Source organism: Amycolatopsis sp. BJA-103 (assembly GCF_002849735.1).
In the GTDB taxonomy this organism is placed as follows: Bacteria; Actinomycetota; Actinomycetes; order Mycobacteriales; family Pseudonocardiaceae; genus Amycolatopsis.
Genome location: NZ_CP017780.1, coordinates 9,008,094 through 9,029,938, shown reverse-complemented (window position 1 = coordinate 9,029,938; position 21,845 = coordinate 9,008,094). Strand labels below are relative to the sequence as shown.

The window sequence follows — 21,845 nt, the reverse complement described above, 5'->3', positions numbered from 1 at the left end:
GCTCAGTCCATCATCTGGTGCTGAGGCCTGGTCGGCAGCTGCGCGGCCAGCTCCTCGTCGTCCTCTTTCTCGTTCAGCCCGAGTTGCACCGCGCTCCGGATCTGCTCCCGGTTCTCCCGCACGACATGCGCGAAGAACTCGTCGATCCGCGGGTCCGTCAGCACTTCGAGGATCACGCGCATCGCGGTGTCGATCACCGAACGCACCACCTCGTCGTGGAACGGCAGCTTGGAAAGCCGTCCCGCCTGCGGGTCGTTCTTCAGCTTCTCGGCGATGATCCCCCGCAGCAGCGATTGGTTGTCACCCAGTGACCGCGCGAGGTTCTGCGGGTAGTTCCCGGTTTCCAGCACCTTGACGACCTCGTCGAGCACCGCGATCGTGATCGGTTTCTTGATCGCCAGCACGATCGGCCGCGAAAGCCGTTCGACCAGCCGCTGGGTGAACCGCTCCCCGAACGCGCGGTCGGCCGTGCGCGCGAGCCGGACGAGCACGACCAGGATCCGCAGCAGCCGGAACCCGCGCAGCGCCGGATGCGCGATCGGGATCATGCCGAGGATTTCGTACCAGTTGCGCAGCGGGAACCACTTCTCCCAGCCGTTGCGCCGCCATCGCCACAGGAATTCCAGCGCGAAGATCCCGCACACCACGGTGTCGATGATGAAGACGGTGTGCGCCGTCTCGTCCGAATGCGGGAAGAACGTCACGTAGACGAGCAGCCCGACCGAGAACACGGCGAGCACGAGCATCACCAGGTCGAGCGGATTGACGCGCCGTTGTTCGCGGGTGGTCATGGCGCCGATTCTGCCTTTCCGGGGTGACTCGTGCCGAGCGGCACCTGTCGAAAGTAAGGGATGACCGATGACTTCGGGGCGATGCCCGCACGTGTCCCCGCGTCGGAAACTTTCGGTACACGAAGGAGGGCGCGGATGATCACGCTTCGAGGACTCACGAAGCGCTATGGCGGGAAGACGGTGGTCGACGGGCTGACCTTCGCCGTCGAGCCGGGCAAGGTGACCGGTTTCCTCGGTCCCAACGGCGCGGGCAAGTCGACCACCATGCGGATGACGCTCGGCCTCGACACGCCGAGCGGCGGCGAGGTCCACATCGGTGGCGAGAAGTACGCGGACCTGCGATATCCGCTGCGTGAGGTCGGCGCGCTGCTGGAGGCCAAGGCACTGCACCCCGGGCGGAGCGCGGGCAAACACCTGCTGGCGATGGCGCGCAGCAACGGGATCGCGGCGAGCCGGGTGGACGAGGTGCTCGCGACGGTCGGTCTCACCGACGTCGCGGGCAAACGAGCCGGGACGTTTTCGCTCGGCATGGGGCAACGACTGGGCATCGCCGGCGCGCTCCTGGGCGACCCGGGCGTGCTGATGTTCGACGAACCGGTCAACGGCCTCGACCCCGACGGCGTCCGCTGGGTGCGGCACCTGATGCGGTCGCTGGCGGCGGAGGGCCGCACGGTGTTCGTTTCGAGCCACCTGATGAGCGAAATGCAGCTGACCGCGGACAGGCTGATCGTCATCGGCAAGGGAAAGCTGCTCGCCGACGCGCCGGTGGACGAATTCATCGCGGGCAATTCACGGACGTCGGTCGCGGTGCGGGTGCCCGTTCCCGGGGAACTCCGGGCACTCGAACAGCGTCTGCGCGCGCTCGGCGCGACCACGGAAGCCGACCGGGACGAACTGATCGTGCACGACCTGCCCGTCCACCGTGTCGGTGACGCGGTGCACGAACTCCGGATCCGCGTGCACGGGCTGACCGAACAGACGGCGTCGCTGGAACAGGCCTACATGGAATTGACCGCGTCGTCGGTCGAATACGGAACGGGAGTCGCGGCATGAAGTCACTCATGGTCCTGGTGGCGGTGATCGCCGGCCTGCTGGGGGTGCCGGCGGCCGCGTCGGCGGCACCGGACCTGTCGCTGCCCGCACCGGGTGGCCCGGTCCCGATCGGACTGCGCACGCTGCACCTCACCGATCGGGCGCGAGCTGATCCTTGGGTGCCCGAGAAGCGCCGAGAGCTGATGGTCAACGTCTGGTACCCGGCCTTCCCGGTCGGGCGGGCGCCGCTGTACATGACGCACGCGGAGTCTGCGGCCGCGGTCGCCGGGCGGAAGCTCGATTTGCCGCCGGACACGCTGAGCAAGGTGCGGGTCCACTCGAGGGAGAACGCGCCTTCCCTACCGGGACGGCGTCCGCTCGTGCTGTTGTCGCCGGGCGCGGGCAACAACCGGATCACCCTCACCGCGATGGCCGAACGCCTTGCCTCACAAGGATTCGTGGTCGCCGGAATCGACCACGCCCACGAAGCCTGGGCAACGGAGTTCCCCGACGGGCTGCGTCAGTGTGTCGCTTGTGGGCGTCCGGACGACCCGTGGCCCGCCGCGATCGCGAACCGCGCGATCGACACGTCGTTCGTCATCGACACCCTGCTGAAGGACTCGCGCTGGTCGATCGACGCCGCGAAAATCGGGATGGCCGGTCACTCCGCCGGTGGTTCGGCGACCGCCGCCGCGATGGCCGCCGACCGGCGGATCAAAGCGGGCGTGAACATCGACGGCCCCTTCTACGGCACTGTTTCCCTCGACCGGCCGCTGCTTCTCCTGACGAGTCCGATCGGCGAGAAGCACTTCGGCCCGACTTGGGACGAGACCTGGCCGCGGCTCACCGGGCCGAAAGAGCGGTTCCTGGTCGAGGACAGCGGCCATTCGTCGGTGACCGACGCGGCGATCCTGATCGACCAACTGGGGCTGCGGCCGCAGATTCCGCCGACCGAGGTCGAGAACCAGTACGGCTCGATCGATTCCCGGAAGGCGCTGGACTTCTTCCGTGACCGGCTGACCGGTTTCTTCAAGCAGTGGAGCGCACGATGAACGCGATCTCTTCGGAATGGACCAAGTTCTGGTCGGTCCGCTCGACGTGGTGGTGCCTGAGCATCGGGGTCGTCCTGATGCTCGCCTACTCCGGCGCGCTGGGCCTGGCCTCGAACGCGGGCGTCGAACGCTCGATGGCCCCGCACGCCGTGGTGACCGGGGCGGCCTTCTACCTCACGCAATTCGCCGTGGTCGCGCTGGCGGCGCTGTTCATCACGAGCGAATACGCCAGCGGCAGCATCCGCTCGACTTTGCAGTGGGTCCCGGTGCGGAACCGGCTTCTCGCGGCGAAATCGGCGGTCCTGTTGCCGGTCCTGTTCGGCTACGGCGTCCTGAACACGCTCCTCGGCGTGGCGGTCTCGGCACCGCTGATCCCCGAACGGGACTCCTCGGTGGGCGATGTCCTCACGACCGCCGCGGGCATGGGTGGCTACTTCGGACTACTGGGCCTGCTCTGCCTCGGCCTGGGGACGGCGCTGCGGAGCACGGCGGGGACGCTCGTGACGGTGTTCGTGCTGCTGGTGATGGTCCCGATGTTCGCCGGTTCACTGGGCGGGGAAGCCATCCTGAACTACTTCCCCGGCTTCGCGGGCGTCAACGCGATGCTCTCCGCCGGGGAGCCGAACCCCATCTTCGGCGGCATCGCGCCCTACGCGCCCTGGGTCGGCATCGTGCTCTGCACGGCTTGGGCCGCGGCCGGACTCGCCGCCGGTTCCACCGTGCTCCGGCGACGCGACGCCTGAGCGGGGAAGCAAGGGACCTTTGCTCTCGCCTCTCACCCGGCATGTCGCGAAAGCCACTTTCGGGACATCTGATGTCCCGAAAGTGGCTTTCGCGACACCTTGACCCCGGGCCAACGCACCTGCCCCAAGCAAGCGACACCAAAGGTCCCTTGCTCTCTTCCGCGCCAAAACCGCAGGTCAGCGCCCAGGCGATAGCAAAGGTCCCCCGCTACCCCGCCACTCCGAGCCCCGCCAGGACCTCCCGCGCTCCCCGCGTCAGCTCCGCGAGATCCGGCGGCCGCAGCGAGCCGGTCCCGGCCAGCGCGTCGAAGATCGTCCCGTCCAGCCACGCGACGAGCACCCGCGCGTGCCGCTCCGGTTCGGCCGATCCGCGTCCGGCCAGCACCTCGGCGCACCGTCGCCGGATGACCAGCCCCCCGCGGTCGTAAGCCTCGCGCAACTCCGGCCGCCGCGTCGCCTCCAGCGCGAACTCGTACCGCGCGAGCATCCGAGTCCGCCCTCGCGTGATCGCCGCGTGGGCGAACCCCGCCACGTACTCCGCCAGCTGCCCGGGCGCGGGATCCAGAGTGACGTCGTCGAGTTCGACCATCCGCGAGATCGCCAGTTCCAGCAGCGCCGCCCGCGTCCGCGCGTAGTACGACGTCGAACCCGCGGGCAGCCCGGCGAACCGGTCGACGGCCCGATGCGTCAGCCCGCGCATCCCTTCGGCCGCGATCACCTCGATGGCCGCGTCCCCGATCGTCGCCTTTCGCACTCTACAAGTGTAGTAGTACTCTACAAATGTAGAGGAGGTCGACATGCGCAAAGCGATCGTGGTCGGCGGAGGAATCGGCGGACTGAGTGCCGCCATCGGACTGCACGGTATCGGCTGGGAGGTCACCGTCCTGGAACGGGCGCCGGAACTCACCGCCGCCGGCGCGGGCATCTCCCTGTGGCCGAACGCCCTGCGGTCACTCGAAACACTGGGCATCCACCTCGGCAAGCTGCGGGAACAAGCGTCGGGCGGCCTCCACGACCGCGCGGGCCGCCGCATCACCCGTTGGGATGCCGAGGCGTTCCGCCGGCACCACGGGCGCCCGCTCGCCGCCATCCACCGCGCCGACCTCGTCGACGCGCTCCGCGACGCCCTTCCCGCGGGCTGCGTCCGCACCGGCACCGAGGTCACCGGCCTCGACGATCTCGACGCGGACGTCATCGTCGCCGCCGACGGAATCCACAGCGCACTCCGGAAACAGCTGTGGCCACGGCATCCCGAACCGGTCTACAGCGGCAGCACGGCCTTCCGCGCGGTGACCGCCCTTCCCCACGCGGCCGACCTCAGCACGAGCTGGGACGACGGCGCCGAGATCGGCGTCATCCCCTTGCACGACGGCCGGGTCTACTGGTGGGCGAGCTATGTCACCGAACCGGGAATCCGGCACGAAGATCCGAAGGCGTACCTGCGGAGCCGTTTCGGCGGCTGGCACGAACCCATCCCCGAGCTCATCGAAGCGACCGCGCCCGAGGCGCTGCTCCACCACGATCTCTACCTGCTCGGCACTCCCCTGCCGTCGTACGTGCGGGGACGCGTCGCGCTCCTCGGCGACGCGGCGCACGCGATGCCGCCGTTCCTCGGCCAAGGCGGCTGCCAGGCGATCGAGGACGCCGTCGTCTTCGCCGCCGCGCTCAGCGACACCGAAGACGTCGACGCGGCGCTGAAGAGTTACGACGAGCAGCGCCGCCCGCGCAGCCAAGCGGTCGCCAAAGCCTCGGTCCAGGCAGGGAAACTCGGCCCGCAGCTGCGCAACCCGCTCGCCGTCGCCGTCCGCAACGGCGTGGCCCGCCTGCTCCCCGGCGCGCTCACCGCCCGCGCCGGTGCCGGTGTCAGCGGCTGGATTCCTCCCGTTCCCCGCCGACCAGCCCCGCCTCGTACGCGGTGATCGCCGCCTGCACCCGGTTCCGCGCGCCGAGCCGGTTGAGGATGGTGCTCACGTAGGCCTTCACCGTGCCCTCGACCACGAACAGCTTCCCGGCGATGTCCGCATTGGACAGTCCGGAACCCAGCAGCGCCAGCACTTCCTGTTCGCGCGGGGTCAGCTTGCCGATCAGCGCCTTCGCCTCTTCGGCCCGGGAAACCCGATTGCCGGAGAAGCGGGCGATGACCCGCTGCGCGACCTTCGGCGAAAGGAACGCCGCGCCGCCGGCGACCGCGCGAATCCCGGACAGCAGCTCGCGGGGATCCCCGGATTTCAGCAGGAAGCCACTCGCGCCGAGGCCCAGCGCACGCTCGATGTAGGTGTCTTCGCCGAACGTGGTCAGCATGATCACGCCGATCTCGGGCAGCAGCCGCCGGATCTCCTCGGCCGCCTTGAGCCCGTCCATGACCGGCATCCGGATGTCGAGGAGCACGACGTCCGGCCGGGTCGCACGGACCTGCTCGACGGCGGCGCGGCCGTCCTCGGCCTCCGCGACCACTTCGATCCCGGCGTCCGCGGCCAGGATCGCCGACACCCCGGCGCGGATCATCGCCTCGTCATCGGCCAGCACCACCCGGATCATCCGGGTTCCCCCTTTGCTCGTCTTCACTGATCACGTCCTTCGCCACGAGTTTCCCGTCGGCGAAGCACAGCCGGTACGCCTCGTAGTACCTGTGGAACAGGGTGCGCTCGGTGCCGTAGTACTCGCAGGTCGCCCCGGCGGGCACCGGCGGTTCCGCCTGACGAGGTCGCGCGATCCGCTGACCAGCGGGCAGGACGGACGCGATCTCCGCCCTCGGCTGGCCCAGCCGGATGCGGTCGTAGTCCCCCTTGGGGAGTTCCGAGCTGTACCACTGGACGAGGAACACCGCCCCGCTGATCCCTACCAGCACCCCGAAGAGCCCGATCGGCACGACGATCGCCTGGATCAGGCTGCGCCGGACATCCCGGCGGGCGCGTTCGAGTTCCCTCGCCGACGTCGACTGTCCCACTTCGGCGTCCATCGCCGCCTGGCTTTCCGGCGACTCCTCCGACGGCGCGGCATCATGCGGCAAGCTCGCACTGACCTCGAATCCGCCGTCGTGCGGTACCGCCCGCAAGGTCCCGCCCACCAGCCGGACCCGCTCACGCAGACCGATCAACCCGCGTCGTCCCGAGGCCCGGCCGGGCAGGGGGCCCGCCGGTGGCGGCGCGTTGGTGACCAGGACGTCGGTCCGCCCTTCGGATCGCACGACCCGGACGGTGACGGCGGCGCCGGGCGCGTGCTTCACGACGTTCGTCACCGACTCCTGCACCACGCGATAGGCCGCGCGGTCGACCATCCGCGGCTCACCGTCGGCCGGATCGTCCACAAAGGACTTGATCAGCACGCCCGACGTCCTCGCCCGGTCGAGCAGTTCGTCGATGCTCTCGTCCACCGGCTCGGTCGGCGCGTCGTCCTCACGCAGCACGCCGATGATCTCGCGCAGCCGTTCGGTTGCCGTCGCCGCGCTCTGCCGCAGGTCACCGGCGGCCTCCCGCTGCTTCTCGTCGAGGCCGCCCGCGACCTCTAGCGCCGCGGCACGGACCGCGATCAAGCTGAGCTCGTGTCCCAGCGAATCGTGCATGTCACTGGCGATCCGGGTGCGCTCGCGCAGCCGCGCCCGATCGGCGATGAGCCGTTGACGGCTCTCCATCTCCTCGGCACGACGCCAGCCGTCGCGCGCCATGTCCTCGCGCTGCCGGATGTACTTGCCCAGCAGCCACGGCGTCACCGAAGCGAAGACAAAGAGTCCGAGCAGGGCGCCCCAGTCGGCGAACCCGTCGTCGCCCCAGATCAGCGCCACGGGGATCGCGACCAGGGTGACGACGGTGAAAACGCGCAACATCGGCTTCGCGATCGGCTGCCGGTAGCCGGCGAGATAGCTCACCGTGACCAGGACGAACCCTTCCCAGATCGGCACCCGGCCGCCGAAACTGCCCAGGATGACGAAGCTCGCGACCATCGCGATGGCGAGCGAGACCACCGGGTACCGGCGTGACAACCCGATCGCGGCCGTGGTCGCGACGAGCCCGACGATCAGCTCCCAGTGTCTCGTGCTGGATCCCGCGTCGATGACCACCCAACCGCAGAGACCGAGCCACAGCGCGACGTCCATGGCCAGCCGCCGCCCACGCCGCACAGGCTCCTCCGCATCCTTCACGGGATCGGACGCTACAAGCCGCGACAGCCGCTTCGCCATGGACGAAAGTCAAGAAGGTCCGATCACCCGGCCTCCACAGGGGTGATGAGGCATGATGATCGACCATGGCCGAGCGCACACTCTCCGGTCAGCTAGGCGGTCCTGTCCCGGCAGGTATCGAAGCGCTGGCCGACAACGAGAAACAAGACCTCTCCGACGCGTTGCGCGACGCGCGCCACCGCCAGGCCAAAGCCTTGGCCGAAGCGGGCGAAGAGGGTCTGAAATACGTACCCGCGCTGCTGCGGGGCACCGTCCGCAAGGTGGTGGGCCTGTGAGCACGGAGAACTTCGCCTCGCAGGCGGAGATCCTCAAACTCGCCCGCGTCCTCGGTACCACCCCGGAGCGGCTTTCCTACCTGGAGAACGTGGACGCGGCCGAACTCCAGACGTTCCGCGAGCAGGTCACGGACACGCTGTTCGACGCCAATCTCGCCGCCCTCGAGCGGATGGCGATGGCGAGCAAGCTCGTCCCGAGCCCGATTCTCGCGAAGATCGCTGAGAAGGTCTTCGGCCCGCTTCTGTGCGCCCGGATCGCCGGGCTGGTCGACGCCTCCCGGGGTGTCGACGTCGCGAAGCGGCTGAAACCGCAGTTCCTGTCCGACGTCGCGGCCGAACTGGACCCGCGCCGGGCGAGCGCGATCATCGCGCGGATCCCACTCGACACCGTGGTCGCGGTCGCCGGGGAACTGGTGCGCCGCGAGGACTGGATCACCGTCGGCCGGTTCGTCGGCCACCTGCCCGATCCGACAGTGCGAAGGGCTCTCGGCGTCATCGGCGACGAGGCACTGATCCGGATCGCGTTCGTCCTCGACGACAAGAGCCGGATCGATCACGTCCTCGGGCTGCTGTCCGAGAGCCGGTTCCGGGGCCTCCTGCGGGTCGCGGCCGCCGACGAGGACCTGTGGGCGCCGGTGCTCGACCTGCTCACCCACCTGAGCGAGCAGCGGATCGAGCAGTGGTCCCACCTGCTCGGCGAACTCCCGCCGGAGCTGCGGGAGCGCGTCGAAGAAACCCTCGGTCAAGCCTCCTGACCCCGGCGGGGAGAGCAAGGGACCTTTGCTATCACTTTGAAGCGAAACCGCTGGTCAGAAGCTCACCGCGCCGCCAGACAGCGGCCGTCAGCGGCACCCCCGGCCGGTACGCCAGATGGGTCGTCGAAGGCGCCTCAAGCACGTGAAGGTCGGCACGCGCTCCTGGCCGCACGAAGCCCACATCGTCACGCCTCAAAGCGCGAGCGCCGCCCGCCGTCGCCGACCAGACCGCCTCGTCGATCGTCATCCGCATCTGCAGCACCGCGGTCGTGACGCAGAACGCCATCGACGTCGTGTACGAGCTGCCCGGGTTCGCGTTGCTGGCCAGCGCGACCGTCGCCCCCGCGTCCAGCAGCCGCCGCGCCGGCGCCAGCGACTGCCGGGTCGACAGGTCGCACGCGGGCAGCAAGGTCGCGACAGTGTCCGAAGCGGCGAGAGCCTCTACGTCCGCTTCGCTCAGGTACGTGCAGTGGTCGACACTCGCCGCCCCCAGCTCGACGGCGAGCCGCACTCCCGGCCCCTCCCCCAGCTGGTTCCCGTGCACCCGCAGCCCGAGGCCACGCTCCCGCGCCGCCTTCAGCACCCGCCCGGACTGCGCCTCGTCGAAAGCTCCGGTCTCGCAGAACACGTCCGCCCACCGCACCAGCGGCGCCACCGCTTCGAGCATGTCGCCGCACACCAGATCCACATAGGACTCCGCGTCCGCACCCGGCGGCACCAGATGCGCGCCGAGGAACGTGACCTCGTCCGCCACACTGGCCGCGATCCGCGCCGACCGCATTTCGTCCTCGACGTTGAGCCCGTACCCGGTCTTCGTCTCCAGACAGGTCGTCCCCTGCCTCGCCGCTTCGTCGACGTGACGCCGCAGGTTCGCCGCCAGCTGCTCGTCGGAGGCCGACCGCGTCGCGTCGACGGTGACCGCGATGCCCCCGGCGCTGTACGCCTTCCCGGCCATCCGCGCCTCGAACTCGGCCGTCCGGTCCCCGGCGAAGACGAGGTGCGTGTGACTGTCCACCCAGCCGGGCAGCACCGCGCGGCCGTCCACGTCGATCCGCTCGTCCGCGTCGGGCGCGTCCGTCGCGGAGCCCGCCCAAACGATCGTCTCGCCCTCGACGACGACGGCCGCGTCGCGGAGTTTGCCCAGCTCGTCGTCGTTCGTGGTGAGCTCGCCGATACCCGTGATCAGGACTGCCACAATGCCTCGATCTCCTTGGCCAAGACCGTTTCCGGCCGGTCGATCAGCTGATGCGTACCGTCGCGGACGATCTCACGCCCGGCGACGACGACATCCCGGACGTCCGCCCCGGAGGCGGCGAAGACCACCCCGGACGGCTCGATCCCCGCGGTCCGCACCGAACCGAGGCCGACGGTCACGAAGTCCGCACCCGCCCCCACGTCCAGCGAACCGACCTCGTCCCAGCCGATCGCGCCGTGATCCGTCGCCGCCGCGAGCAGTTCCTCCGCGGTGAACCGGCCGCGCTGCTCGCTGGCGAGCCGCTCGTTCAGTTCCAGCGCCCTGGTCTCCTCGAACGCGTCGACGACAGCGTTGCTGTCACTGCCGAGTGACAACCTCACCCCGGCGTCCAGCAACGTCCGCGCGGGACCGATGCCGTCGCCGAGGTCACGTTCCGTCGTCGGGCAGAAACACGCTCGGCTGCGGGCAGCGCCCAGTCGCTCGATGTCGAGCGGCGTCAGATGTGTCGCGTGCACCGCGGTGAGCCGTTCGCTGAGCACACCGTGGTCGTGGAGCAAGCCCGTCGGTGTCCAGCCGTAGGCCGCCATGCACTGCTCGTTCTCGGCCCGCTGCTCGGAAAGGTGGATGTGCAGTGGGCGATCCGCGGGCGTACCGTTGTCCACTTCGGACAGTTGAGGTTCGGGAACGGCGCGCACCGAATGAATCGCGCCGCCCACCCGGAACGTCTCTTTCTCCCGCAAGTCGCCGACTCGTTGCGCCCACTTCGCGGCCGAGCCGTCGGAGAATCGCCGTTGGACCTCGTCGGGTTCCACACCGATACCGCCCGCGAGGTAGCAAGTGTCGAGCAGCGTCAGCCGGATTCCGGCGTCCTCGGCGGCCTGCCGCAGTGCCTCGCCCATCGCGTTCGGCTCCGCGTAAGGCTTTCCGCCCGGCGCGTGGTGCAGATAGTGGAACTCGCCGACACTCGTGTATCCGGCCAGCACCATCTCTGCGTAGACGCCGCGCGCCAGGCGGTGGTACGAGTCCGGATCGAGCCGGGACGCGAGCGAGTACATCCGCTCGCGCCACGTCCAGAACGTCCCGCGGTCATGGTGCGTCCGCCCCCGCAGCGCCCGATGGAACGCGTGCGAGTGCCCGTTGGCGAAACCCGGCAAGGTCAGGCCGTTCAGGACGGTTCCTTCGCGGAGCGCGTTCGCCGTCACGGACGTGATCTTCCCGCCGCCGACCTCGAGCCGGACGGCATCGGCGATCCCGCCCGGCAACCAGGCGCGCTCACACCAATATGTCGTCATGTCGACAGTTTCTCCAGGACGTCCGCGAGCGCGCGAGCACCGTGGTCGACGTCCTCGGCCTCGGAGAACTCTTCCGGGGAATGACTGATCCCGGTCGGATTGCGCACGTAGAGCATCCCGGACGGAACGAACCCGGCGAGGATCGCCGCGTCGTGCCCGGCGCCGGTCGGCAGCTCCGGCGGACCACCCAGCCAGGTGCCCAGGTCGCGCCGCAGCGCGTCGTCGAAGATCACGTCGTCCGAGTACGACTCCCTGGTCACCTCGACCCGGCAGCCTTCCTGACCTGCCGCGTCTTCGGCCAGTTTCGCGATCTCCGCCACCAGTTCGGGCGTGTCCGTACCCGGCACCCGCGCGTCCAGCCAGAGGTCCACGGTGGACGCGATGACGTTGGTCCCGCCCGGGACCGGCACGAGCCTGCCGACCGTGGCCCTGGCGTCGGCTTTCGCCCTCGCCAGTTTCCGCACGGCGAGGACGGTCTCGGCCGCCGGGATCATCGGGTCACGACGGTCACCGATCAGCGTCGCGCCGGCGTGGTTTCCCTGACCTTGGAAGGAGAATCGCCATCGGCCGTGCGCGATCACCGTATTGCCGACGGCGACCGGAGAGCCGAGATCGATCAGCCCGCGCCCCTGCTCGACGTGCAGTTCGAGGAATCGCCCGATCAGGCCGAGCCGCTCGGAATCGCGGCCGACGCGTTCGGGATCGAGGCCGGATTTCGCCGCCGCTTCGGCGAACGTGACGCCGTCCGGGTCGCGCAGACCGCGCGCCTTGTCCGCGTCGATGGTCCCGGTCAGCAGCCGCGAGCCGAGGCACGGCACGCCGAACCGGCCACCTTCCTCTTCCGCGAAGACCACGACCGCGAACGGCTTGGCGGGACGGAATCCCTTGGCCTGCAAGCTCTCCACCGCGTCGAGCGCGCTGGCGACGCCGAGCGGGCCGTCGAAGGCGCCGCCGCCGGGAACCGAGTCGAGATGGCTGCCGGTGACGACCGCGTCCGGACCGGGCGTGCCCCACCAGGCCCAGATGTTGCCGTTGCGGTCCGTCTCGACGCCCAGCCCGAGCCGCCCCGCACGCTCGACGAACCACGCGCGCAGTTCGGTTTCGCCCGCGTCGAAGGCGTGGCGCGAGTAACCGCCACGCTTCGGGTCGCGGCCGACGTCGGAGATCTCCGCCAGCAGCGAGGACGCGGTCACTCGGCGTCCCGCATCGGCACGCGGACGCCACGCTCGTCGGCGACGTCGGCCGCGCGGTCGTATCCGGCGTCGACGTGCCGGATGACGCCCATCCCCGGGTCGTTGGTGAGCACCCGCTCGAGTTTCTGCGCGGCCAGCAGGGTTCCGTCGGCCACGCTGACCTGGCCGGCGTGGATGGAGCGGCCCATGCCGACACCGCCGCCGTGGTGGATCGACACCCAACTGGCCCCCGACGAGGTGTTGACCAGCGCGTTCAGCAGCGGCCAGTCGGCGATCGCGTCGGAGCCGTCGGCCATGCCCTCGGTCTCGCGGTACGGCGAGGCGACACTGCCCGAGTCGAGGTGGTCGCGGCCGATGACGACCGGCGCCTTCAGCTCACCGCTGGCGACCATTTCGTTGAACCGCAGCCCCGCGAGGTGCCGCTCGCCGTAGCCGAGCCAGCAGATCCGCGACGGGAGCCCCTGGAACGCGACGCGCTCGCCTGCCAGCTTGATCCAGCGGGCGAGGGATTCGTTCTCCGGGAACAGTTCCAGCATGGCGCGGTCGGTCGCCGCGATGTCCTCGGGGTCACCCGACAGCGCCGCCCAGCGGAACGGGCCGTTGCCCTCGCAGAACAGCGGGCGGATGTAGGCGGGCACGAACCCCGGGAAGTCGAACGCGCGCTCGCAGCCGCCGAGTTTCGCCTCACCGCGCAGGGAGTTGCCGTAGTCGAAGACCTCGGCGCCCTTGTCGAGGAAGCCGAGCATCGCCTCCACGTGCTCCGCCATCGACTCGCGGGCGCGTTCGGTGAACTCGTCGGGCTTCTTGTCCGCGTAGTCCTGCCACTCGTCGACACCGATGCCCTTGGGCAGGTAGGAAAGCGGGTCGTGCGCGGAGGTCTGGTCGGTGACGATGTCGACCTCGACGCCGCGGCGCAGCAGTTCCGGCAGCACCTCGGCGGCGTTGCCGACCACGCCGACGGACAGCGCGCGCTTCTCCTTCTTCGCGGCTTCCACGCGGCGGATCGCGTCGTCGAGGTCATCGGCGACCTCGTCGAGGTAGCGGGTCTCGACGCGGCGGTGGGCGCGTTGCGGATCGCATTCGATGACGAGCGCGACGCCGTCGTTCATCGTGACGGCCAACGGCTGCGCGCCGCCCATGCCGCCGAGCCCGGCGGTGACGGTGAGCGTGCCCTTGAGGCTCCCTCCGAACCGCTTCTTCGCGACGGCCGCGAAGGTCTCGTAGGTGCCCTGCAGGATTCCCTGCGTGCCGATGTAGATCCAGGACCCCGCGGTCATCTGGCCGTACATCGTCAGGCCCTGCGCTTCCAGGCGGCGGAATTCCGGCCAGGTCGCCCAGTCGCCGACGAGGTTGGAGTTCGCGATGAGCACGCGCGGCGCCCACTCGTGCGTGCGGAACACGCCGACCGGCTTGCCGGACTGGACGAGCAGCGTCTCGTCACCCTCCAAAGTGGTCAGTTCGCGGGTGATCGCGTCGAAACTGGCCCAGTTGCGGGCGGCCTTGCCGGTGCCGCCGTAGACGACCAGGTCCTCGGGGCGCTCGGCGACCTCGGGGTCGAGGTTGTTGTGGAACATCCGCAACGCGGCTTCGGTCTGCCAGTTCTTCGCGGTGAGCGTGGTGCCTCGGGCGGCACGCACCGTGCGGGTCATGGGCTCAGACCTCCAGTTGGGCCGCGGCGAGGACGGCACCCGACGCGACGAGTTCTTCGGCGGCGGCGATCTCCGGCGCCAGATGACGGTCGGGGCCGGGGCCCTCGACCTTGGTGCGGACGAGATCCCGGACCCGGCCGGTGACCGGCGACGGGACCAGGGGCGCGCGCATGTCGAGTGCCCGCGCGGCGGTGAGCAGTTCGATGGCGAGGACGGTGTTGAGACCCTCGACGGCCTTGCGCAGCTTGCGCGCGGCGGACCAGCCCATGGAGACGTGGTCCTCCTGCATGGCGCTGCTCGGGATCGAGTCGACCGACGCCGGCACCGCGAGGCGTTTGAGCTCGCTGACCACGGCCGCCTGCGTGTACTGGGCGATCATGTGACCGGAATCGACGCCCGGGTCCAACGCGAGGAACGGCGGCAAGCCGTGCGAACGGGCCTTGTCGAGCATGCGGTCCGTGCGGCGCTCGGCGATGCTGGCGACATCCGCGAGCGGGATGGCGAGGAAGTCGAGCACGTACGCGACCGGGGCGCCGTGGAAGTTGCCGTTCGACTCGACGCGGCCGTCGGACAACACGACCGGGTTGTCGACCGCGGAGTGAAGCTCACGCTCGGCGACGAGCTCGGCGTGCGTGAGGCTGTCCCGTGCGCCTCCGTGCACCTGCGGCGAGCAGCGGAGCGAGTACGCGTCCTGGACGCGGTTGCAGTCCGGGCCGCGGTGGCTCTCGACGATCTTCGAATCCTGGAGCGTGGTCCACATGCGCTGGGCGCTCAACGCCTGCCCCGGGTGCGGGCGCAGGGCCTGGAGGTCGGCGGCGAAGGCGCGATCGGTGCCGAGGAGCGCTTCGACGCTCATCGCCGCGGTGATGTCGGCGGTGTCGAGAAGCTTGCGCAGGTCTGCTGCGGCCAGCAGGAGCATGCCGAGCATGCCGTCGGTCCCGTTAGTGAGGGCGAGGCCCTCCTTCTCCGCGAGAACGACCGGTTCGATCCCAGCGTGCTTCAGCGCGACGGCGGCCTGGACGACTTCGCCGTTGTACTCGACTTCGCCCTCCCCCATCAGCGCGAGCGCGACAGCGGCCAGCGGCGCGAGGTCGCCGGAGCAGCCGAGGGAGCCGTACTCGTGGACGAGCGGGGTGATCCCGGCGTTGAGCAGGGCCGCAAGCGCTTGCGCGGTCTGCGGGCGGACGCCGGTGTAACCGCTGGTGAGGGTGCGGAGACGCAGCAGCATCAACGCGCGCACGACCTCGGTCTCCACGACCGGGCCCGCGCCCGCCGCGTGCGAACGGATCAGCGACCGCTGGAGCGCGGTACGGCTCTCGAGCGGGATGTGCCTGGTGGCGAGCGCCCCGAAGCCGGTCGAAACGCCATACGTCGGCGCCTCGGCGTGGGCGAGGTTGTCGATGTGCTGACGCGTCGCGGTGAGGTTCTTCTCGGCCGCTTCGCTGACCGCGACGGGCGAGTGGTCACGGGCGACCGCGACGACCTGTTCGGGCCGAAGCGATTCGGACCCCAGAAGTACGGTTTCCGGCATAGCCCCATTGGACAACGCCATGCCCGCTGGTGGGCGGCCCCAACCGGTGGTTGTGTCTGGTATCCAAGACACACCCCGCGGGAGCAAGGGACCTTTGCTCTCGCTTGCCTCAACATTGAGAGAAGCGAGAGCAAAGGTCCCCTGCTATCGCCGTTGAGCGAGACAGGAGGTCGGCATGGGTGAGAGCAGCGAAGTGCCAGCGCTACGACGCGGACTCGGCATCCTTCGCGCCCTGGCCGCGCGGCCAGGGCCGGTGTCGGCGGCCGCGATCGCGCGCGAGCTGAATCTGCCGCGCTCGACGACGTATCACCTGCTCGCCGAGCTGGAGGCCGCCGGTTTCGTGACGCACTTACCCACCGAACGCCGCTACGGACTCGGCATCGCCGCGTTCGAACTGGGCTCGGCATATCTGCGGCACGACCCGCTGGAACGGCTCGCCGTCCCGCTGCTGCGCAAGCTGGCCGACCGGGTCGGCCACACCGCTCATCTCGGCGTACTGCACGGCAACGAGTCGCTTTACCTGGTCAAAGAGCGCCCCACACGACCGGAAACCCTGGTCACCGAGGTCGGCGTCCGGCTGCCCGGCCAGCTCACGGCGTCGGGCAGGGCGATGCTGCGGCACCTGCCGTCACCACACGTGCGTGCGCTCTTCCCGGCCGCGTCGGCGTTCGTCCTGCGCACCGGCCGCGGCCCGCGCACCCTCGCCGAGCTACGCCGCACGCTGAACGCTGAGGGTAGACTCGGTTGGGCGGTCGAGGACGGTCACGTGACCGAAGGATTCGCCTCGGTGGCCTGCCCGGTCTTCGACCACGGCGGCCGGCCGATGGCCGCGATCAGCGTGACCCTCCGCCACCTCTGCCCGGGAGCCGAGGGATGCAAGGAAACTTGGCCTGACCTCGCGGAAGAGGTCCGTCTGACCGCGGCCGAACTGACCACCCGGATCGGGGGTCAGGTGCGCTGAGCGTGCCTCTTCTGGACTCCCTCAAGACCGAGCATCGCCAGCAGTTCCGCACAGTCGAGAGCACTCGAAGAGTGCCCGGCGACGGTTCGCGCGGCTCTGCCGTTCTGCAGGGTGAGGCGGACTTCTTCTTCCGCGCGCACACCCGCCATCCGGCTCTGGTCTTCAGCGGGGTCGGGACGACTGGAATGCCTAGCCCAGGTCATCTGCCACCTTCTTCCGGCCCTCCGGCGACACGGGGTCGGTTCGAAAGAGGGCCATGGTCGGACACCTAGCATGACATCCCACCCCTCGACAGTTCCCGGCGCGGGTGAATTGAGATGAAAATGATCTAGATTTGGCTACGCTCCGTGATTCAAAAAGGACTCGAGTCGGTCATTGAACGGCGCACCCGTGTCAGGCACCAAATGGCTCATCCCCGCCACGACGTCGCGGTCCGCGCCGGTCCTGTCCGCGATCGCGTCGGCGATGATTTCGTACTCCTGCCGATGGCCACCCGTGATCACGAGCATCGGGAAATCCGCTGAGGCCAACACATCGAGCGGTATTTCCGCGTCTCCCGGCGGCCGCATCCCGAGCAACGCGCGGGCACCGCGCCGCAACGTTTCCGGCACCGGATCCGGGATGGGCAGCGGCACACCCGCGAGCGGGAAGAACGCTTCGAAGACCTCGCGAGGGTCGTCCAGCGAGCCCGCGAGGAGCTGCCGCAGTTCGCCGTCCCACGCGTCGACGACCTCGTCACCTCGGACGACCCCGGTCGCGGGCGGCTCGACCACCGTGAGCGTCCGGACCATCTCCGGCCTCCGCGCGGCCGCGAGCATCGCGACGATCGCGCCATAGGACAGCCCGACCAGATGTGCGGGCTCGTCGAGCACCTGCTCCGCGATCAAACCCGCGTCGACCTCGAAATCCTGCACACCATCCGGCGATTTCCCGTGGCCGAGGCGGTCGGGTGCGAGCAACGTCCACCGCTCGGTCAACGGGCGCTGAGCCCGCCACGCCTCCCGGCCGCCGAGCAGCACGCCGTGGACGAGCACGACGCGAGGTCCTGATCCCCATTGATGTACGTGAAGCCGCATGCTCGCGAGCGTATCCCGGAGAATTGCTTCCCTGATGCCCGAATAGGCGGCCAAGCGGGTCGGTTCATGTCCTGAGGTGCATGGTGTTGCGCCTCGGTTCTCCTATGGGGTCGAGGTAGGCCGGGGCGGTGAATTCGGGGAGTCCGTCCTGGGCGATCTGGACTTTCCATTCGCTGTGATGGATGAGCCGGTGATGCTTGGTGCAGAGCAGGACCAGGTTGTCAATTTTGGTTTCGCCGTGGTGTCGCCAGAAAACGATGTGGTGTGCCGTACAGCGGGGCACGGGCATGTCGCAGCCTGGGAAGGCACACCCGCCGTCGCGGATGGTGAGCGCGTATTTCTGAGCAAGGGAAACGGTGCGTTTGGAGCGGCCGATGTCGAGGGGTTCCCCAGCTGTGCCCAGAACACCGGGCCGGACACGGGCATCGCAGGCGAGGATCCTTGCGTCGGTGGCGCTGATCGGCCCGACCAGATCCAAATGAGCTTCACCCAAGTCACTGATCAGGTCCTCGTAAGACATGGTCACGAGGATGTGCGTGGCCTCGCCCGCCTGGCCGGGAAGGTTCCGGCTCGTGGTCTTCAACCGCACATAGTCGGTGAAGGCGTCCCCGTAGCGTTCGTCCTGGGTGCGGGAGTCCCGGACTCCGTCGATGGCTTTGTGGGGTTTGGCCATGGGGTCGAGGTCGGACTTCAACCGTGCGTAGGTCTCCAGATCGAGCGTGCCCTTCAAACCCAAGGTGCCGTTGCGGTGCTTGACGAACCGCAACTCCGGCCGCGCGTCCTTCGGGTTCTCGTCCCGGGGTGCTTTCCCATCGGGATCGAGCTTGTCCAGGAGTCTCCGTCCGGCTTGGGCGATCGTGCGAGGCCCGGCATGCCGGGCCAGATCCACGAGGATCTTCTCCCCGCCCCGCACGTCCTCTTCCGGAACAAACGACGGGATACGCGCCAGAGTGCGGATGATCGCGTCGATCTGCGAACCACCGATCGCACCCTCCGCAGCGGCATCAGCGGTCAACGGAGCCAGCGGCGGTACCCGATCACCACCCACCGCCACCCCCGCATGCAACGCCAGCACCCGATCAGCACGAGCATCGGCCTCCTTGTCAGTCACAAGGAGGTCCTCGAAAATCATCGCCGACAACGTCGCATGACCCGAACACCCACGAACCCCACGAATATTGATTTCCGCGAGAATCGCGTTCTGCTCAGCATCCAATTGCCGCTTCAGAACTTCTAGTTCCTGTTTGCGGGCATGCAGCGTCGCAGTATCGACACGCCACCACTCGGCGGGTGTCGTCTGGGATGCATCGTCGCTGGCCACGACATCAACGATACGTCGAATCGAACAGGTGTGCTATCGCATATTCATGTGACATCACCTCGAGCACGATCACCCAAAGAGGTCAAAACTGGGATTTTATAGAGCACCGTAGACACCTTCAGGCGCTTCGCGAACTGTAACGCCGACAACCGCCTTATCGACAAGCGTCGATTCGCGCCGCGGACCGCACCGAACCATTGTGGAGCGCGCTCGTCGTCTCCAAGGTGACCGGACAGCCCAGCTCGGGCTTCTACCTTCTGGCCCGGCGCCTGCGGGCCGAGTACCGCGACCTCGACGCCGAGTCGATCTGGGAACAAGAGCGGCAGCGGCACCACGCCGCCGCACGACCCGCATGAAGAAGCGGCCCCGCCCCGAGGGGCAGAGCCGCTTCCGTCGACCAGTGGAGGTGCCGGGAATTGAACCCGGGTCCTCTGGCGTGTCACCAGGACTTCTCCGTGCGCAGTCCGCTATGTCTCTACTTGGCCCCTTCAGTCACGCGAACGAGCTGAAGTGACGAGCCCAGCCACTGTTTGATTCCCAACCACACCCCGTAGCCGAGTGCGGCGGTAAGCCTCCTAGCTGATGCCGGTGACCGGGTCGGAGGCAACCCCGGACCGACAGAGTCACTCTACTGCTTAGGCAGCAAGAGCGAACTCGCGCTGGCTCTTAGGCTCGGCGCTTATTGGTTTGCGATGACGCTTACGGTGGTCTCTCGCCTGCACCGGCACGCTTCTCCTGATTCAACGTCCAAAGTCGAAACCGTTCACCCCCTTGGTGGGACACAACCTGTACAGCATAACGCGGACGGCAACCGGGTTAATCCCGCAGGTGGGGCTAACCCCACCCGGGAGATGCCCGCGGGCACCATGTCGCCCGCCCCTCCTGGGGACGATGCTTGTGCCATCGACCCTGGAGAGGAGCACGACCATGAGTTCGCTAGCGGCCGAGCGGGAGCTGAGCAGGTCCGATCCGTCGTTCGGCGGCTCCCTGGCCTACCTGCTGATGAACCTGCCGATGGGCGTGTGCGCGTTCGCGCTCCTGATGGCGTTCATCTGGGCGGGCATCGGCACGGCGATCGTCTGGATCGGGTTGCCCATCCTCGCGCTGGTGATCCTGTCGGTCCGCGGGGCGGCCCGGATGGAACGCGCCAGGGTGTACGCGCTGCTCGACCGCTACATCGACCTGCCGTACCTCCCGTTGCCCGCCGCCGGCCAGTCCGTGCGGTGGAAGGCGCGGTTGAAGGACGGCTCGACCTGGCGCGACCTCGGCTACTTCTTCCTGCTCTTCCCGCTCGGGATCATCGAGTTCGTCCTGGTCACGGCGTTCTGGTCGACCAGTCTCGGTCTCGCGGGCCTGCCGATCTACTACCGGTTCCTGCCGGGCGGCGAGTACCGCTTCCCGAACTGGGACGTTCCGTGGTTCACCGTCGACTCGACGGTCTCGGCCTTGCCTTGGGCCGCTCTCGGCGTGCTGTGCATCGCGCTCTCGGTAGCGTTGACGAAGGCACTGGCGGGGATGCACGCCCGGCTGGCGACGGCGCTGCTCGGGCCCACTCACGCCCAGCGCCGCCGTCTGGAGGATTCATGGGGCGAGGTTCCGAAGATGAGCACGGTGAACGGATGACGATCGACCAGCAGATCCAGCACGTCGAGATTCCGCGGCCGCGGCCCTTGAAGTCGATCGTCTACATGATCGTCAGCTTCGTCCTGCGGCTGCTCCAGTTCGTCTTGATCATCGTCGGCCTGTCGGTCGGCATCGCGACGGTGGCGGTGTGGATCGGCTTCCCGATCCTCCTGGCCACGACCAACTTCATCCGCTGGTCCGCCGACCGCGAGCGCGGCTGGGCGCGGAAGATGCTCGGCACCCCGCTGGAGCCGGTCGAACGCCTCCCACTGGAGGGCCTTTCGCTCGTCAAGCGCTGGCTGACCCGGCTGACCGACCCGACGACCTGGCGCGACCTCGCCTACTTGATGGTGGCGTTCCCGCTGGCTTGCCTGGAACTCCCCATCGCGCTGGCGTCCATCGTGCTGCTGCCGATGGCGATCTGGGTGACGCCGTGGATCGGCTGGCTGCACGGCAACCTGGCGTTCAGCTTCCTCGGCCCGAACCGCACCCAGCGGCTGGAGCAGAAGGCCGAGCGGCTGCAGGCGTCGCGGGCTCGTGGCGTCGACGCCGCCGAGGCGGAACGCCGCCGCATCGAGCGTGACCTGCACGACGGCGCGCAGCAACGCCTGGTCGCCGTCGCGATGAGCCTCGGCCGCGCGAAGTCGAAGTTCGACAACGATCCGGACGCCGTCCGCGACCTGATCGACGAAGCGCACCTCGACGCCAAGCTCGCGGTGTCGGAACTGCGCGACCTCGCCCGGGGCATCTACCCCGCCGTCCTCGGCGACCGGGGCCTCGACGCGGCGCTGTCCGCTCAGGCCGCTAAGTCCCCGATCCACGTCGACGTCCAGGTGGACGTCGAGCCGCGGCCGCCCGCCGCGGTCGAGACGACGGCGTACTTCATCGTCGGCGAGACGCTGACGAACATCGCGAAGCACGCCGGAGCGACCGAAGCAGGCGTAAAGGTGTGGCGCTCCGACTCGATGGTGATCGTCGAGATCACCGACAACGGCCACGGTGGCGCCGAGGTCCGGCCCGGCGGCGGTCTCGCCGGTCTCGCCGACCGCGCGGCCACGATCGACGGCGTCATCACCGTCGTCAGCCCGCCCGGTGGCCCGACGGTGATTCGCGCGGACCTGCCGTGTCAATGGTGACCCGCTCGTGAGTGAATAGGCTCTGCCATTCACTCACGACGCT

General features: G+C 68.9%; 22 protein-coding genes and 1 other RNA gene. 10 read left to right on the top strand and 13 right to left on the bottom strand.

From position 1 onward, the window contains the following. Nucleotides 1-2: 2 nt before the first annotated feature. The gene (locus tag BKN51_RS40980; RefSeq protein ID WP_101612660.1) at nt 3-791 is read right to left on the bottom strand and encodes an ion transporter; all 789 of its coding nucleotides are present in this window, start codon (nt 789-791) and stop codon (nt 3-5) included. Between the two features lie 135 nt (nt 792-926). On the opposite strand from BKN51_RS40980, the gene BKN51_RS40975 reads away from it, so the two are divergent. The 3 genes from BKN51_RS40975 to BKN51_RS40965 are packed head-to-tail and all read left to right on the top strand — an operon-like array spanning nt 927 to nt 3,618. Next, nucleotides 927-1,844: an ATP-binding cassette domain-containing protein gene (locus BKN51_RS40975; protein WP_101612659.1), complete on the top strand. Its 918-nt coding sequence runs from the start codon at nt 927-929 to the stop codon at nt 1,842-1,844. After that, on the top strand, nt 1,841-2,875 hold the full coding sequence (locus BKN51_RS40970) for an alpha/beta hydrolase family protein (RefSeq protein ID WP_101612658.1): 1,035 nt from the start codon (nt 1,841-1,843) through the stop codon (nt 2,873-2,875). Before BKN51_RS40975 ends, BKN51_RS40970 begins: the two co-directional genes overlap by 4 nt. After that, a complete protein-coding gene (locus BKN51_RS40965; protein ID WP_101613770.1) occupies nt 2,872-3,618 on the top strand; it encodes an ABC transporter permease in 747 nt (248 codons plus the stop codon). Before BKN51_RS40970 ends, BKN51_RS40965 begins: the two co-directional genes overlap by 4 nt. A 208-nt stretch (nt 3,619-3,826) precedes the next feature. On the opposite strand, the gene BKN51_RS40960 is transcribed toward BKN51_RS40965, so the two are convergent. Beyond that, nucleotides 3,827-4,372 carry a TetR/AcrR family transcriptional regulator gene (locus tag BKN51_RS40960; RefSeq protein WP_101612657.1) on the bottom strand — a complete coding sequence of 182 codons (546 nt, stop codon included), beginning with the start codon at nt 4,370-4,372 and terminating at the stop codon, nt 3,827-3,829. Between the two features lie 43 nt (nt 4,373-4,415). Here BKN51_RS40960 and BKN51_RS40955 point away from each other — a divergent pair, with 43 nt between their 5' ends. Next, complete coding sequence (locus tag BKN51_RS40955; RefSeq protein ID WP_101612656.1) at nt 4,416-5,537, top strand: FAD-dependent monooxygenase; 1,122 nt, start codon at nt 4,416-4,418, stop codon at nt 5,535-5,537. Here BKN51_RS40955 and BKN51_RS40950 read toward each other — a convergent pair. After that, nucleotides 5,482-6,156, bottom strand: a complete 675-nt coding sequence (locus BKN51_RS40950) for a response regulator transcription factor (RefSeq protein ID WP_101612655.1) — start codon at nt 6,154-6,156, stop codon at nt 5,482-5,484. The genes BKN51_RS40955 and BKN51_RS40950 overlap by 56 nt on opposite strands. Then, a complete protein-coding gene (locus tag BKN51_RS40945) occupies nt 6,131-7,735 on the bottom strand; it encodes a sensor histidine kinase (protein ID WP_101612654.1) in 1,605 nt (534 codons plus the stop codon). Before BKN51_RS40945 ends, BKN51_RS40950 begins: the two co-directional genes overlap by 26 nt. 125 nt (nt 7,736-7,860) lie before the next feature. Between BKN51_RS40945 and BKN51_RS40940 the strand changes: the two genes are divergently transcribed. Together BKN51_RS40940 and BKN51_RS40935 are read left to right on the top strand one after the other, a co-directional pair. Next, nucleotides 7,861-8,070 carry a hypothetical protein gene (locus tag BKN51_RS40940; RefSeq protein ID WP_101612653.1) on the top strand — a complete coding sequence of 70 codons (210 nt, stop codon included), beginning with the start codon at nt 7,861-7,863 and terminating at the stop codon, nt 8,068-8,070. Next, nucleotides 8,067-8,825, top strand: a complete 759-nt coding sequence (locus BKN51_RS40935; protein ID WP_101612652.1) for a hypothetical protein — start codon at nt 8,067-8,069, stop codon at nt 8,823-8,825. Before BKN51_RS40940 ends, BKN51_RS40935 begins: the two co-directional genes overlap by 4 nt. Nucleotides 8,826-8,856: 31 nt before the next feature. Here BKN51_RS40935 and hutI read toward each other — a convergent pair whose 3' ends face one another. The 5 genes from hutI to hutH are packed head-to-tail and all read right to left on the bottom strand — an operon-like array spanning nt 8,857 to nt 15,685. Continuing rightward, nucleotides 8,857-10,020 (bottom strand): imidazolonepropionase, encoded by a 1,164-nt coding sequence (gene hutI / locus BKN51_RS40930; protein WP_101612651.1) that lies wholly within the window; start codon nt 10,018-10,020, stop codon nt 8,857-8,859. Further along, nucleotides 10,008-11,312 carry a formimidoylglutamate deiminase gene (locus BKN51_RS40925; RefSeq protein ID WP_101612650.1) on the bottom strand — a complete coding sequence of 435 codons (1,305 nt, stop codon included), beginning with the start codon at nt 11,310-11,312 and terminating at the stop codon, nt 10,008-10,010. Before BKN51_RS40925 ends, hutI begins: the two co-directional genes overlap by 13 nt. Further along, entirely contained in the window at nt 11,309-12,505 is a 1,197-nt protein-coding gene (locus BKN51_RS40920; RefSeq protein WP_101612649.1) for an allantoate amidohydrolase, read from the bottom strand. The genes BKN51_RS40925 and BKN51_RS40920 overlap by 4 nt, the downstream gene beginning before the upstream one ends. Beyond that, nucleotides 12,502-14,154 carry a urocanate hydratase gene (hutU, locus tag BKN51_RS40915; protein WP_101612648.1) on the bottom strand — a complete coding sequence of 551 codons (1,653 nt, stop codon included), beginning with the start codon at nt 14,152-14,154 and terminating at the stop codon, nt 12,502-12,504. Before hutU ends, BKN51_RS40920 begins: the two co-directional genes overlap by 4 nt. 4 nt (nt 14,155-14,158) lie before the next feature. Next, nucleotides 14,159-15,685, bottom strand: a complete 1,527-nt coding sequence (hutH, locus tag BKN51_RS40910) for a histidine ammonia-lyase (RefSeq protein WP_101612647.1) — start codon at nt 15,683-15,685, stop codon at nt 14,159-14,161. Between the two features lie 175 nt (nt 15,686-15,860). Between hutH and BKN51_RS40905 the strand changes: the two genes are divergently transcribed. Continuing rightward, nucleotides 15,861-16,646: an IclR family transcriptional regulator gene (locus BKN51_RS40905; RefSeq protein ID WP_101612646.1), complete on the top strand. Its 786-nt coding sequence runs from the start codon at nt 15,861-15,863 to the stop codon at nt 16,644-16,646. Here BKN51_RS40905 and BKN51_RS43410 read toward each other — a convergent pair. From BKN51_RS43410 to BKN51_RS40895, 3 genes are all read right to left on the bottom strand, one after another. Continuing rightward, the gene (locus tag BKN51_RS43410; RefSeq protein WP_146044386.1) at nt 16,634-16,849 is read right to left on the bottom strand and encodes a hypothetical protein; all 216 of its coding nucleotides are present in this window, start codon (nt 16,847-16,849) and stop codon (nt 16,634-16,636) included. The genes BKN51_RS40905 and BKN51_RS43410 overlap by 13 nt on opposite strands. Nucleotides 16,850-16,984: 135 nt before the next feature. Then, nucleotides 16,985-17,722 (bottom strand): alpha/beta fold hydrolase, encoded by a 738-nt coding sequence (locus tag BKN51_RS40900; protein WP_101612645.1) that lies wholly within the window; start codon nt 17,720-17,722, stop codon nt 16,985-16,987. A gap of 64 nt (nt 17,723-17,786) precedes the next feature. Beyond that, a complete protein-coding gene (locus tag BKN51_RS40895; protein ID WP_101612644.1) occupies nt 17,787-19,043 on the bottom strand; it encodes an HNH endonuclease signature motif containing protein in 1,257 nt (418 codons plus the stop codon). Between the two features lie 224 nt (nt 19,044-19,267). On the opposite strand from BKN51_RS40895, the gene BKN51_RS44750 reads away from it, so the two are divergent. Then, complete coding sequence (locus tag BKN51_RS44750; RefSeq protein ID WP_255414902.1) at nt 19,268-19,399, top strand: hypothetical protein; 132 nt, start codon at nt 19,268-19,270, stop codon at nt 19,397-19,399. Nucleotides 19,400-19,441: 42 nt separating this feature from the next. Here BKN51_RS44750 and ssrA read toward each other — a convergent pair. Further along, nucleotides 19,442-19,814: a transfer-messenger RNA gene (gene ssrA, locus BKN51_RS40890) on the bottom strand. Between the two features lie 156 nt (nt 19,815-19,970). Here ssrA and BKN51_RS40885 point away from each other — a divergent pair. Continuing rightward, nucleotides 19,971-20,666, top strand: coding sequence for a sensor domain-containing protein (locus BKN51_RS40885; RefSeq protein WP_101612643.1), 696 nt, complete (start codon nt 19,971-19,973; stop codon nt 20,664-20,666). Beyond that, a complete protein-coding gene (locus BKN51_RS40880) occupies nt 20,663-21,802 on the top strand; it encodes a sensor histidine kinase (RefSeq protein ID WP_101612642.1) in 1,140 nt (379 codons plus the stop codon). Before BKN51_RS40885 ends, BKN51_RS40880 begins: the two co-directional genes overlap by 4 nt. The last annotated feature ends 43 nt before the right edge of the window (nt 21,803-21,845 follow it).

Excerpts from the sequence above, each read along its gene's own strand:
- BKN51_RS40980 (WP_101612660.1), bottom strand. The coding sequence starts at position 791 with ATGACCACCCGCGAACAACGGCGCGTCAATCCGCTCGACCTGGTGATG.
- BKN51_RS40975 (WP_101612659.1), top strand. The coding sequence starts at position 927 with ATGATCACGCTTCGAGGACTCACGAAGCGCTATGGCGGGAAGACGGTG.
- BKN51_RS40970 (WP_101612658.1), top strand. The coding sequence starts at position 1,841 with ATGAAGTCACTCATGGTCCTGGTGGCGGTGATCGCCGGCCTGCTGGGG.
- BKN51_RS40965 (WP_101613770.1), top strand. The coding sequence starts at position 2,872 with ATGAACGCGATCTCTTCGGAATGGACCAAGTTCTGGTCGGTCCGCTCG.
- BKN51_RS40955 (WP_101612656.1), top strand. The coding sequence starts at position 4,416 with ATGCGCAAAGCGATCGTGGTCGGCGGAGGAATCGGCGGACTGAGTGCC.
- BKN51_RS40950 (WP_101612655.1), bottom strand. The coding sequence starts at position 6,156 with ATGATCCGGGTGGTGCTGGCCGATGACGAGGCGATGATCCGCGCCGGG.
- BKN51_RS40940 (WP_101612653.1), top strand. The coding sequence starts at position 7,861 with ATGGCCGAGCGCACACTCTCCGGTCAGCTAGGCGGTCCTGTCCCGGCA.
- BKN51_RS40925 (WP_101612650.1), bottom strand. The coding sequence starts at position 11,312 with ATGACGACATATTGGTGTGAGCGCGCCTGGTTGCCGGGCGGGATCGCC.
- hutU (WP_101612648.1), bottom strand. The coding sequence starts at position 14,154 with ATGACCCGCACGGTGCGTGCCGCCCGAGGCACCACGCTCACCGCGAAG.
- hutH (WP_101612647.1), bottom strand. The coding sequence starts at position 15,685 with ATGCCGGAAACCGTACTTCTGGGGTCCGAATCGCTTCGGCCCGAACAG.
- BKN51_RS40905 (WP_101612646.1), top strand. The coding sequence starts at position 15,861 with ATGGGTGAGAGCAGCGAAGTGCCAGCGCTACGACGCGGACTCGGCATC.
- BKN51_RS43410 (WP_146044386.1), bottom strand. The coding sequence starts at position 16,849 with ATGACCTGGGCTAGGCATTCCAGTCGTCCCGACCCCGCTGAAGACCAG.
- BKN51_RS40900 (WP_101612645.1), bottom strand. The coding sequence starts at position 17,722 with ATGCGGCTTCACGTACATCAATGGGGATCAGGACCTCGCGTCGTGCTC.
- BKN51_RS40885 (WP_101612643.1), top strand. The coding sequence starts at position 19,971 with ATGAGTTCGCTAGCGGCCGAGCGGGAGCTGAGCAGGTCCGATCCGTCG.
- BKN51_RS40880 (WP_101612642.1), top strand. The coding sequence starts at position 20,663 with ATGACGATCGACCAGCAGATCCAGCACGTCGAGATTCCGCGGCCGCGG.